General features: G+C 35.8%; 13 protein-coding genes. 10 read left to right on the top strand and 3 right to left on the bottom strand.

The features are described from left to right. The first annotated feature begins 63 nt into the window (after positions 1–63). Both J3U63_RS10130 and J3U63_RS10125 read left to right on the top strand, forming a co-directional pair. On the top strand, positions 64–1,182 hold the full coding sequence (locus J3U63_RS10130) for an HlyD family secretion protein (protein WP_065634490.1): 1,119 nt from the start codon (positions 64–66) through the stop codon (positions 1,180–1,182). Continuing rightward, positions 1,182–2,363 carry an ABC transporter permease gene (locus tag J3U63_RS10125; RefSeq protein ID WP_267333909.1) on the top strand — a complete coding sequence of 394 codons (1,182 nt, stop codon included), beginning with the start codon at positions 1,182–1,184 and terminating at the stop codon, positions 2,361–2,363. The genes J3U63_RS10130 and J3U63_RS10125 overlap by 1 nt, the downstream gene beginning before the upstream one ends. A gap of 208 nt (positions 2,364–2,571) precedes the next feature. Here J3U63_RS10125 and J3U63_RS10120 read toward each other — a convergent pair whose 3' ends face one another. Then, positions 2,572–2,997, bottom strand: coding sequence for a lipoprotein (locus J3U63_RS10120; protein ID WP_267344413.1), 426 nt, complete (start codon positions 2,995–2,997; stop codon positions 2,572–2,574). An 810-nt stretch (positions 2,998–3,807) separates the two neighbouring features. Here J3U63_RS10120 and agaR point away from each other — a divergent pair. The 8 genes from agaR to agp all read left to right on the top strand — a co-directional run bounded on the left by agaR (position 3,808) and on the right by agp (position 10,983). Next, positions 3,808–4,578: a transcriptional repressor AgaR gene (agaR, locus tag J3U63_RS10115; RefSeq protein WP_416379600.1), complete on the top strand. Its 771-nt coding sequence runs from the start codon at positions 3,808–3,810 to the stop codon at positions 4,576–4,578. 50 nt (positions 4,579–4,628) lie between these two features. Beyond that, a complete protein-coding gene (locus tag J3U63_RS10110) occupies positions 4,629–5,795 on the top strand; it encodes an SIS domain-containing protein (protein ID WP_267344412.1) in 1,167 nt (388 codons plus the stop codon). 42 nt (positions 5,796–5,837) lie between these two features. After that, complete coding sequence (gene agaV / locus J3U63_RS10105; RefSeq protein WP_267333913.1) at positions 5,838–6,326, top strand: PTS N-acetylgalactosamine transporter subunit IIB; 489 nt, start codon at positions 5,838–5,840, stop codon at positions 6,324–6,326. Positions 6,327–6,342: 16 nt separating this feature from the next. Further along, positions 6,343–7,119 (top strand): PTS N-acetylgalactosamine transporter subunit IIC, encoded by a 777-nt coding sequence (agaW, locus tag J3U63_RS10100; RefSeq protein WP_065634485.1) that lies wholly within the window; start codon positions 6,343–6,345, stop codon positions 7,117–7,119. Then, positions 7,109–8,005, top strand: coding sequence for a PTS system mannose/fructose/sorbose family transporter subunit IID (locus J3U63_RS10095; protein WP_267333914.1), 897 nt, complete (start codon positions 7,109–7,111; stop codon positions 8,003–8,005). Before agaW ends, J3U63_RS10095 begins: the two co-directional genes overlap by 11 nt. Positions 8,006–8,015: 10 nt before the next feature. Next, positions 8,016–8,453 (top strand): PTS galactosamine/N-acetylgalactosamine transporter subunit IIA, encoded by a 438-nt coding sequence (gene agaF, locus J3U63_RS10090; protein ID WP_267333915.1) that lies wholly within the window; start codon positions 8,016–8,018, stop codon positions 8,451–8,453. Then, entirely contained in the window at positions 8,443–9,603 is a 1,161-nt protein-coding gene (nagA, locus tag J3U63_RS10085; protein WP_267371414.1) for an N-acetylglucosamine-6-phosphate deacetylase, read from the top strand. Before agaF ends, nagA begins: the two co-directional genes overlap by 11 nt. Before the next feature lie 120 nt (positions 9,604–9,723). After that, complete coding sequence (gene agp, locus J3U63_RS10080; RefSeq protein ID WP_267344410.1) at positions 9,724–10,983, top strand: bifunctional glucose-1-phosphatase/inositol phosphatase; 1,260 nt, start codon at positions 9,724–9,726, stop codon at positions 10,981–10,983. Positions 10,984–11,056: 73 nt separating this feature from the next. Here agp and J3U63_RS10075 read toward each other — a convergent pair whose 3' ends face one another. Both J3U63_RS10075 and J3U63_RS10070 read right to left on the bottom strand, forming a co-directional pair. Continuing rightward, a complete protein-coding gene (locus J3U63_RS10075; RefSeq protein WP_267333918.1) occupies positions 11,057–11,716 on the bottom strand; it encodes an HAD-IA family hydrolase in 660 nt (219 codons plus the stop codon). Positions 11,717–12,043: 327 nt separating this feature from the next. After that, a complete protein-coding gene (locus J3U63_RS10070; protein WP_267371412.1) occupies positions 12,044–12,988 on the bottom strand; it encodes a hexose kinase in 945 nt (314 codons plus the stop codon). Positions 12,989–13,128: the final 140 nt, after the last annotated feature.

Below are 13,128 nucleotides of genomic sequence, written 5' to 3'. Positions count from 1 at the left end.
CCTTAAAGTCATATTACTTTATCTTAATACTTAGCTGACTAAATAAATGGAAAATAAGCTATAATGAATATGCCAAAAAATATTAAAATCCCCGTTATATTTTTACTACTGCTTTTATTAGGATCAACATTAATTTATTTTGGTTCTCGAAACGACGCTGTATCGGTTGCCAAAAGCATTAAATCAGGTGTACTCACTGCTGATGAAATTAATGTCGCTTTCCAAAATGTTAGTGGTAAATTGTTAAAACGTACCGTCCAAGAATCACAACATGTGAAAAAAGGTGATGTTTTAATGGTACTGGAAGATACCGATACACAGCTTGCTATTGATCAACTTAAAGCAGTAATAGCAGGTCAAGAAGCGGCAATTAATCAAGAACAGGCCGCAATAAAAATTGCTGAAGATGAAACTAATCTATCAGAAGTATCAACGTGGCGAAATATTGAATCAACACAAGCTAATATTGATGCGGCAATTTCAGCAAGAGATTTTGCAAATACAGAATATGATCGCCACACCCAACTTCGTAAAACGGGTGGTGCATCACAATCGCAATTAGATAGTACGCGTAATACTTATATTTCAACTAAGATGAGTGTTATACAATTACAAAGTCAATTAGCTACATTAATGGTCGGTGCAACACCAGATCAAATAAAACAATTTGCTCAAACTAAAAATGCTACCGGCATGACTTTACAATCGATTATTAATGCGCGTCATAATATTGAAAATCGTCAAAATCAATTAGCACAATTGCGTGCACAATTAGCACAATCACAAGCAGAATTAAAACAACTTGAGATCAATTATCAACGATTAACCCTTACCGCGCCAGAAGATGGAAAAGTCTTAAAACTCATGTATGAAGAAGGGGAATTAGTTCCTACTGGCGCACCAGCAGTGCTGTTAGAAACTGATCGTCAATATGTTGATATTTATGTCAATGAAAAGATGGTTAACGATTTCCAACCAGGTACTAGCGTAAGTGCTAATGTAATTGCGCTTGATAAAACAGTTAAAGGCAAGGTTAGATTTGCGACTGCAGCGCCGTCTTTTGCTGATTTACGCATGACTCGAGAAAGAGGACAAGCCGACTTAACATCTTATCAAGTTAGAATTTATGTTGATCCTATCCCACACTTATTAACGGGTATGACATTAGAGGTCGATCGATAATGCAAAACATGATTAAATCTATGCTTGAAGAGCTTGATGCTATGCTGTCCGGTCACTTTATACCTTATTATAAAGTAGCGATCGGTTTAGCGGCAATTGTTGCACTCATTTTTTCGCTCGTTCTTAGTCATGGAGCCGTGTTTGAAGGTAAAATTGCGGTAATTGATCTTGATGGTTCTAAATATTCTACTGAATTAATTAGTAAAGTGAACACTTCACCTTATATCCAAGTTGCTGAAGTGATAAGATCACCGGTTAATCCGATAACCCTAGTGTCACACGATCGTAATTTGGGAGTGTTATATATTCCTAAAGGCTTAGAAAAAAGTTTAAAAAAAGGCGATCAGACCGTTCGTTTAGGTTATTTTGCCGATGACACCAATGACGCGCAAAATGCGAAAGTGTTACAAAGTCTGAATGAATATATACCTGAATCAGGTGCGGAGCTAAGTGTTAGTCGTGTTTCTGCGTTAGGATTAGGTCGTGAAGGCACCGAGGCAGCATTATCACCAATGCAAATCAAAACACGGTATATGTTTAACCCAGCAAGTTCTTCGACCATATCGACCATTATTTATTTTGTCTACTTTTTTTCTTCTTTAACTTATGGTTTAACATCGTTAATGATCATCGGTCGCCTAAAAGTAACAGGCATGTGGCAAACGGTGTTAGAACGAGGTTTTATGCCATTATTGGCAAGAACAATACCTTATGCACTATTTTATACAACAGGGCTAACCTTGATTACGGCTATATTAGTAATATTTGGACAATTACGCTTTGATGGTAATTATTTTGCTTTTGTACCGAGTATTTTTATGACAGGACTTGCTTTTGGCTGGTTAGGTTTATTGCTATCTTGGAACACCAACAACCCAGGTGAAGGTGCTAGTCGTATGATCTTTTTGGTACCACCTGGGTTCATCATGGGGGGATCAACCATGGCCGTAGGTATCATGCCTATATGGGCTTATTATATCAGTCATGCCTTTCCTTTAGTGTGGCTTTTTCGCTTTTTCCGAGATTTTGCCATGCGAGGACGCTCATTAATTGATATGTTAGCAACATATGGCATGTTTATTATCTATCTGACCATTATTGCTTTTGTCGTCATGATGGTAATTAATCATGTTAGAAAGAAAACAGGTATTGAAAATGTAAACCAGATAAAAGATTACTAGTTAAAATACACTAAAATTTTATACTGAAACGCATTTATTTTCTTAACGTTTTTACAAAATTTGGTACTGTTTATTCTATGTGATTTAGATATTGTTAATTTTGGTGATAACGTGTTAACCCAAAGGGGGATGATCTGCCCCCCGCTTAAATCTCAATTCAAATACGACAATAATAATATGCTTTTTGTACTATATTCTGGTCAACAGATTAATATATAGTCGTTGGCAAGATATCTGTATTGCCATTTTGATCTATAAACAAACGGAACACTTTTTTTTCACCATTGTTAAGGGTAAATTCACGTTCACGACGAGGTGCATTGAAACTACACAATCCCTTTCCTTGTATTGATGCGCCAACTAAAATGTTTCCACTAGGTGCATACAATGAAACATACTCTTTTGTTTCTAGCTTTGCTGCCTCGTTACCATTAATGAATACATTAATATAACAGCCACTACCGACAAAGCCTTTATCTCTTATTAATACCAAATTGGCATAATTATCGACTCTATTGTCAAATCCTAAAATTCTCTCTTTTGGGGTATACTTAGCTTCACTCAATAAAGTCGGAGTAGTTGAGCAACCAGCAAGAAAGGTGACAATTAACAATGCAATAATTACTTTTTTCATCTTCTTTCCTAAATCACTTATTTTTCGTAATGTCATGTGATTTTATGGATTTAATTGATAAAATTCAAACATAATCGCTTCAATAAAACGGTCAATGAACCAATTGCATCAAAAACGAGAAAATTGCAAAATAAGTTTCTGACAGAAATTTTAAGGAACTTTATGTCTTTAAGTATAAAAATATTTAGTACTACTCTCTAATTCGGGATAACACATAAAGGAGGATTAAAGACAACTTTGTCCTTGATGTTGCGTTGGAATGTTAGGGTATTTTGCAGCACATATCCCTATTTAAAATTATGACTAAAACGATAAAAACCTAAACATCAAGTGCTTACAATTTGAAATGAGAAAAAAGTCCCTAATAGATATAAAAAAGTAAGGTAACCGCATTATCCTTTTAACCCAGATACAATATTTGTAATAACTAAATAGTTTTACATAAACCATCCACAATCTAAATAACCACAAATACCCGCTGTTAAAAATGTTCGTATTTATATAAAAAGATGAAACTTGTGATCAAGATCACTTCGCTAATCGAAATCGACTATTTTGTAAATTGGTCAAATTGTTTTCTTTTACTTCTTATCAAGAATTACCTAACAGACTAAATTTACTGATAATATTCTATTTTTTGTTTTCTCCTATTTTCCCACTCCTTTCGTTTAATTTAAAAAAGAAAGTAATATTTACCGTTATTTTCATAAAAGCATTTTGTGACTTATCTATCATTTTCATTGTCTTTCGTGTGTTTAAATTTAATAACTCAATGAAAGTAATGTGAATGAACGTGTTATGAATGATGAAATGATGACCACACTACAACGCCGAGAAAAAATAATTCATTTACTTGATAACCAAAATACAGTTTCGGTTAATAAGTTGAGTAAATTATTTAAAGTATCAACAGTGACTATTCGTAATGATTTACGTCATTTAGAAGATAAAGGCTGCGTATTACGCTGTTATGGTGGTGCTATATTAAATAAGGCCTTTGCCTTTGATAAACCATTGTTAGATAAAAGCCGCATCAATTCAAACATAAAAAATAAAATAGCCCAAAAAGCTGCTGAGCTAGTGCAAGATGGCGATCGTATTATCCTTGATTCTGGCTCGACAACAGCAGCAATGGTGCCATATTTATATAAAAAACAAAACTTAATTGTTTTTACCAACGCTATCAATATTGCTTACGACTTATCAACCAATACCGATATTGATGTGATTATTGCTGGTGGCAATATTAGAAAAAAAGCCTACTCGATTTCAGGCCCTACTGTTGAAGAGCAACTAAAAATGTTTCACTTCAATAAGCTCTTTTTAGGCGTTGATGGATTTGACTTAAATGCTGGGATCACAACACCTAATTTTGCTGAAGCTGTTGTTAATCGAATCATGTGTCAAGTATCAAGCGACATTATTGCTATTACTGATTCGACCAAATTTGGACGTAAAAGTTTTTGTCTGATCGAAAAGATCAATTGTATTAATACGCTAATTACTGATTCAAAAATTCCAAAAGATTACTTAACACAATTACATACATTAGGCATCAATGTCGTTATTGCAGATTCATAAACGACTTTATTTTTATCAAAACAAATTAATTACTAAACAGGGTTCTTATTATGCAACAATACTTTAATTATTCACTAGATTGGTTAACACAACGTAATGCACAACATACCGCTAAAGAAATTTGGCAACAACCACAAATTTGGCGCGAAGTTCTTGAACTAATTCAGCAAAAACAACCTGAACTACAACAATTTTTGCAACCTATACTGGCTGATGCCAATTCAGATATCATTTTAACTGGCGCTGGTTCATCTGCTTTTGGTGGTGTTGCACTTGCCCCTTGGCTTCGTGAGCATACCCACCGCAACTTTTTTGCCTATGGCACAACCGAAATTGTCGCAGATCCACTACAATACCTACGTCCTAATAAAAAAACCTTAATCATATCCTTTGCGCGTTCAGGAAACAGTCCTGAAAGTGTGGCAACAGTTCAACTTGCTGACCAATTAGTGGCAGATTGTTATCACCTTTTTATAACTTGTAATCCGAATAGTGCTTTAACCCAATATGCAGCTAACGCCAACAATAGCAAACGAATTTTTGAGCTCATTATGCCAGAAGGTACCAATGATTTAAGCTTTGCTATGACATCGAGTATTAGCAGCATGATGCTAGCAACATTACTGATTTTTGGTCATTTTGATAACCAAACAACTCTCAATGCTGTTAATAAAATTGCTGATATAGCAGAGCAAAAATTGATAAGCTGGCAAGATATTACTAAACAATTAGCAGCAAAATCACATCAACGAGTGATCTATGTGGGTAGTAGCTGTTTTACCGGACTTGCTCAAGAATCAGCATTAAAAATTTTAGAACTAACAGCCGGCAAAATAGCCAGCCGTTTTGACTCAATACTAGGGCTTCGCCATGGTCCTAAATTTATGGTAGATAAACAAAGTCTAGTTATTTGTTTATGTTCGAATGATGCCTATATACACAAATATGATAACGATTTATTTAATGAATTAGTTCACGATCATATCGCTACCGATGTTCTAGCCCTTAGTGGCAAAAACAATAACACCCCAAATGTCTTATCGATTGATAGTGATCTGGCTGATTGTTGGCTACTCTTCCCTTATCTTGTTTTTGCCCAAATGCTCGCTTTTGAAAAATCATTAAGCTGTGGCTTAACGCCCGACAATCCATGTCCTACCGGTGAAGTAAATAGGGTTGTAAAAGGTGTGACTATTTATCCATTTAATCGAGTCTAAACGGTAATTATTTTATATCAAACCACTAAGGAGGGAATCAGTATGGGGACGCCAAATATTCTAATGACACGCATAGATAATCGTTTAGTCCATGGTCAAGTCGGAGTCACTTGGGTAAATGCACTTGGTGCTAATTTATTATTAGTTGCCAATGACAGTGCTGCACAAGATCCAGTCCAACAAAACCTTATGGATATGGTCATCGCTGAAGGTATTCAAACCCGTTATTTTACTTTGCAAAAAACGATCGACATCATCGGCAAAGCCGCCGATCGTCAAAAAATTTTTATTGTTTGTAAAACACCACAAGATGTTCTTACGCTAGTAAAAGGTGGCGTACCTATCAAATTTGTCAATGTCGGTAACATGCATTTTTCAGAAGGGAAAAAACAGATACATAAAACGGTATCGGTTGACGAAAGTGATATTGCCGCATTTAAAGAACTTCACCAATTGGGTGTCACTTGCGAAATTCGCCGAGTGCCCGATGAGTCCGGTGAAAAAATTTCAGATTTACTCAACTTTTGTTAATAACAGGGAGCACTATATGTTAATCGATGCGTTATTAATTGGGCTATTAGCAGGTATTGCTGGCGTTGATCTGTTTGATGGACTCACGCATTTACATAGACCGGTTGTTATTGGTCCTTTGGTCGGTCTAATTTTGGGCGATGTCACAACAGGTTTATATGTTGGCGGTTCATTGGAATTGGTCTGGATGGGGATGGTACCGTTAGCCGGTGCACAACCACCAAATGTGGTCATTGGTGGTGTAATTGGTACCACATTTGCCGTTTTAACTCATGCCGATCCTAAAGTAGCGATTGGAATTGCCGTACCATTTGCTATTGCAGTGCAAGGTTGCATTACTATTTTATTTACTATCTACTCACCAATGATGCATAAATGCGACAAATTTGTCGATCAACTCAACTTCAAAGGTATTGAATGGGTCAACTACTTAGGAATGATTATATTATTTTGTTTCTATTTTATTGTCGCATTTTTACCTATCTATTTTGGTGCAGATGCAGCTACTGAGTTAGTCAAAAAATCACCACAATGGTTACTTGATGGGTTAAGTATTGCCGGTGGTATGATGCCTGCAATTGGATTTGCCATGTTAATGAAAATTATGATGAAAAAAACTTATATCGCTTATTTTATTCTCGGTTTTCTTGGCGTGACATTTCTAAAATTACCTATTTTGGCAATTGCATTAGGCGCACTTGCCATTGCAATGATCGATTTCTTTAATTATAGCCGTGATAACAATCAAAGTAACAAGCCAGCCGGCTCAATGGAGGTGGAAGATGGGATTTAATAACGATAGTGAAAGCCAAATGGCACAAAAAGCAGAAAAGCGTATGGAACAAGCGTTAGCTACCAGCAAAGTATCGACCGATACCTACAGTGATCAAAGCCAAAATATCACATTAACTAAGAGTGATATCAATCGTATGGCATTTCGATCACTTGCATTACAAGCTTCATTCAATTATGAACGTATGCAAGCGGGCGGTTGGCTATTTACAATTTTACCTGCATTACGAAAAATTCATCAAAATAAAGATGATTTAAAAAATTCAATGCATATGCATATGGAATTTATTAATGTCCACCCTTTTGATGCGACATTCTTGTCTGGACTGGTATTAGCCATGGAAAAAGGCAAAGAAAATATTTCAACCATCCGAGCAGTTAAAGTTGCATTAATGGGGCCTTTAGGCGGTATAGGTGACGCATTATTCTGGCTGACATTATTACCTATTTGTGCAGGAATTGGGGCATCATTGGCATTAGAAGGTAGCTTATTTGGACCAATTATCTTTCTATTAATGTTTAACGTGGTACACTTTGGATTACGTTTTGGCCTTGCTCACTACGGTTATCGGGCTGGTATCAGCACTTTACCATTATTAAAAACGCACACTAAACGTATTTCGCATGCTGCATCAATAGTTGGCATGACCGTTATTGGTGCTTTAGTTGCCTCGTATGTACATTTAGCCACACCACTAGAAATTAATGCAGGACAGGCACATATTGCACTACAAACCGATGTACTGGATAAATTAATGCCTAATCTATTACCGTTAGGATTTACATTAATGGTTTATTCACTCATGAAACGTAACTTTTCACCGGTTAAATTAATTGGTTTAACTGTAGTAATTGGTGTTTTAGGTAAATTAGTTGGTTTTTTATAAAGGACAAATTATGATAGGTGTGATATTAACCGGTCACGGTAGCTTTGCTACCGGCCTTTTTCAGGCTGCAACACAAATTATTGGCGAACAAATACAATTTAGCGCAGTTGATTTTCCTGATGGGATGAGTAGTGAACAACTTGAACAACAGCTCAAAGCATCATTAAAATCAAACGATACCGGTGAAGGCGTCATTTTTTTGACCGACATTGTTGGTGGATCTCCTTTTAAACTATCGGCTACGCTTAGCTTCGAATTTGAGAAAATCGAGGTGATTAGTGGTATTAATATGCCGCTATTATTAGAAATATTGTTACAACGCGATGAATTGGATTTGCAAACCTTACGTTTAAAAATTGTTGAAAATGCCGATAAAAGTATCAGTAGTTTATGGCATGAACAACAAAAAAAATCAACTTATGAGAAGGAATGTTCAGATGGCATCTAAGCAAATTCATGCAAAACAAGTTTTAACACCTATTGGTTGGTTAGAAAATGCCATTATCACTATTGAAAAAGATAGAATCACCAATATTGAGCTTAGTGATAAACCCAGTGTCAATGAGATTAAGGTATTACCAGCACTAATTGATACCCATATTCATGGCGTAATGGGTGCAGATACGATGGATGCAACGCATACCGCTCTTGATACCATGAGTCGTTTTCTAGCACAGCGTGGTGTAGGTGCTTTTTTGGCAACAACAGTAACGGAAAGCCATGAAAAAATTGAAGCGGCTTTAATACAAGTAAAAAATAGTATTAAACAAGGGGTATCTGGTGCAACCTTACTTGGGTCATATCTAGAAGGACCTTTTTTTACCGCAACACACAAAGGTGCACACCCACAAGAACTACTACATGCCCCCAATCAATTACTCATTGAAAAATGGTTAAAACTTGCAGAAGGGACATTAAAGTGCATCGCTTTAGCGCCTGAATATCCTGAATCGATAGCGATAATCAAATGGCTATCTAGCCAAAAAATACGTGTCATGCTAGGACATACTGATGCAGACTATTCAACTACTAAAGCGGCACTGTTGGCCGGCGCAAGTGGCGTAGTACATTGTTATAATGGGATGTCAGGTTTACAGCATCGTAATCCCGGTGTTGTTGGCGCAGCACTCAGTATTGACAATTGCCAAGCAGAAATCATTGTTGATGGCCACCATGTTCATCCTGCAGCTGTTGCGATTGCTCACAAATGTTGTGGTAAAAATTTATTACTCATCACTGATGCTATGCGAGCAACCGGTATGCCTAATGGAGATTATCAATTAGGCAAATTAGTCGTACATATGCAAGATAATGTTGTACGCACCGATGAAGGAAGTCTTGCTGGAAGTGTATTAACGCTGGATCGTGCTGTTAACAATTTTGCTAAATTTACAGATATTTGTTTTGAACAAGCATGGCTACATGCTAGCTATTACCCAGCAAAAGCATTAGGTATTGATGAAGATTTAGGTAGTATTTCCATCAATAAATTAGCTAATTTAGTCTTACTTAATAAGCGAAATGAACTAGTTGCAACTATTGTTAATGGTAAAGTGGTATATAAATCAAAAGAATATGATGATCATTATTTTTGCTAAATGCTGAACAAAGCATAATTATGATCACTAAACCACGCCTAAAGAATATTTTTATGCTATAACCAAAAGAGTATAACAATGTTATAACTCACGTTTTTAAATGACATAAAAGGAGGTCATATGAAACAAATCCTATTTAAAGGAATATTAGGTTTAACAGCATTGTTGTCATTTTCAACATATGCAACAGATACGCTAGATGATTATACTTTAGAACAAGTGGTCGTATTTAGCCGTCATGGTTTACGTGCACCATTAGCAAGTCCAACAAGCACACTAGGGAAAGTCACGCCAAACCAATGGCCACAATGGGATACACCAGCGAGTTATTTGACCATACGCGGCGGTGTGTTAGAAACATATTTTGGTCACTATTTTAGCCAATGGCTTGTGGATAATAAATTATTAAATGCCGATAGTTGCCCAACTGAAAAAGATGTTTACATTTATACCAACAGCCTTCAACGAACAATTGCGACCGGACAATATTTTGCGGTTGGTGCTTTTCCTGGCTGTATAGTGCCTATTATTCATAAAGAAAAACTCGGTACGATGGATCCACTGTTTTTCCCTGTTATTCGAGATGATAGTCCTGAATTTAAACAAGCTGCGATTAATTCAATTAATCAAAATGCAGATTCTAATGGTATTGACGGGTTAAATAAAAAGCTAAATAAAGCCTATCGAGACATGGCTAATGTCATCAATTATCCAAAATCAAAAGATTGTTTAAACAACAAGCAATGTGACTTTATTGCTTTACCAACACAATTGATCATCGAAAAAGGTAAAGAACCTGGTATTACTGGACCACTACGAACAGGAACATCTATTGCCGATGCCTTTATATTACAATACTATGAAGGCGTACCTTTAGCAAAAGTAGCTTGGGGCAAAATAAAAAATGAGCAGCAATTTAAACAACTAGTTGCCATTAAAGAAGATTATAATAAGGTTCTGTTTGGCTCACCTGTTGTGGCAAAACACGTCGCTGCAAATTTAGTTAATTATATTAATCAAGCATTCACTGAAAATGACTCAACTATAAAGTTTACTTTTTTAGTAGGGCATGACTCCAATGTAGCTTCTTTATTTTCAACACTGCAGATTCAACCTTATAACTTACCAAACCAGTTTGAAACAACACCTATTGGCGGCAAAGTGGTATTCGAAAAATGGCGAAACAACAGTAGTGGCGAAAAATTTATGAAAATTGAGTATGTTTATCAATCTACAGATCAAATTCGCAACTTATCACCATTGAATCGTGATAATCCACCACAAAAAGTCACCTTAAACATGACAAAATGCCCAACAAATGCAATGGGACTTTGCTCATTCACCACCTTCAAACAAGTGATGGATGATATCAGCAAATAGTGTTATTTATTAATAGTAAGCAAAAACTGTTAACTGGCGTTTTATGCTTACTATCCATTATGTTTATCTAAGGTTATTCAGCATTAATTTTTGAAATCACAATATCCGTTGGCATAACTTTTTTAATGATTAATTCATCAAAACTATTAATGTTCAATGCAACGTTTGCCTGAGCACAGTTAAGTAAATTAACACCAATAACTTGGCATTTAGCATTAAAAGCAGATTGTATTCCCGCAATCGAATCCTCAAAAACAATACATTGCTCAGCAAGTAATCCAAGTGCTTTTGCGCCTTGCAAGTAACCGTCCGGAGCAGGTTTAGTCTTTGCTACCATTTCACCCGTGATAAAAACGGGTGGTTTCGCTACGCCAAGCAGGTTGAATCGAGATTCAGCAACTATTTTAGTGCCAGAAGTCACAATGCCCCAAGGTATATTTTGCGATGATAACAATTGTAAAAATTTACTCGCGCCGGGTATTTCACCTATGCCATCTAAGTCTTGTGATTCTAATTGCTCCATCCAGTTAAACTCTTGTTTTATCTCTTCATTAGGTTTATCCGGTAAAAAAAGCTTTATATTGTCAATCGCTTTACGCCCATGAATTGAAGTCAACACATAATCATGATCTAGATGATGACGCTTGGCAAATTTTAACCAACAACGCTCAACTGCTGATAATGAGTTGACTAATGTCCCATCTAAATCAAAAAGAAGTCCTTTAGCTTGCATATTATAATTTTCCTGTACGACTACATTGAATTTACTCTTCTATCGATTTTTGCATTAACTGATTTCCATTTAATGCAAATAACGTCAATCAATCACTTTTGCCATACCTGTATAGAGACTCATTAAACATTCAATCTCAACACAACAATACGCTGCTGATATTGTCACAAGTATCACAACAGGCTGCGACTGCATAGCCACATGAACTCACCGTTGAAATAGTTAACAAGTGATAAATAGTAAAAGTCGTTATCTGCTAACTTTATTATTGTGCTTTTTAGTATTTATTAAGATGAAATAAGTTAAATAGCCCCGCCTTTTCAAGCGTTATTTATCCATTACTTGTTGGACAACAACTTGCTGGAAATAGCCATCATAGTTTTGCATATTGGCAAAACCAGTTTGTGACTCCATCGTATTTAACATACCCATCGTCATAGCTCGTTTAAGCATCACCTCTACCGGTTCATGTTGGTGAATACCAACAGCCAGCCCAGCTAAAGTTACATCTCCAGAACCGACAGGATTAACCACATTAATTTTAGGAATTGTTACTCGATAATATTGTCCATGACAACGAGCAAAGGCGCCATTTTTACCCAATGATACAATGACAAAAGCGATGTTATCCAACAAAGGATGATTAACCGCTGAAATCAGTGAATCAATATTTTGTTCATCAATATTAACTTGTAGAATTTGTTGTAGTTCACTCTTATTGGGTTTTATCAAATATGGTTTATTTTGGGAGATTAACACCTCATGCAGCATGTTGCCAGATGAATCAAGTAAAACGGGAATATTGTTTTTATTCGCTTTTTCAATAAGTTGAGCATAAAAATTAACAGGAAAACCTTGGGGCAACGATCCAGAAATTGTGATTACTTTGGCCTGACTTAATAGTGTTTGATAATGATTGAAAAAATGAATCACATCTTGTTCAGTAAGTATAGGTCCTGATTCAAGAATTTCAGTTTGATTCCCCTCATGTAAAATCGCTATACAATTTCTTGATTCCTGCTTTGTAATATAAAAATCATATTTAATATCATCTTCAGTCAATTTTTTTTGAATATATTCACCCGTAGTGCCACCAACAATACCCGAAGCTAATACATCTATCCCCGAATATTTAATCCCCCGAGTTACATTCAGTCCCTTCCCTCCGGCTGTTTTTCTGACGTCTTTTACTCGATTAATATCATTAATGTTAAATTTTGCCAGTGGATAAGAGATATCCACCGAAGGGTTCATTGTAATGGTTAATATCATGTTTTTTTCCTACACAAATGATGCTCTACTATTGTTTATGAGAAATATTCAACTTACTTAATTTGGTTAATATGATGTAAGAAAAAAGTTTGTAACAGTATTAGTCTTTGCTTAAATTCGATAAGCTGAAATTGATGATT

The organism is Gilliamella sp. B2838, from assembly GCF_026536185.1.
GTDB lineage: Bacteria > Pseudomonadota > Gammaproteobacteria > Enterobacterales > Orbaceae > Gilliamella.
Note: the sequence above shows the minus strand (reverse complement) of the source record. Positions and strands in the feature narration are given on the sequence as shown.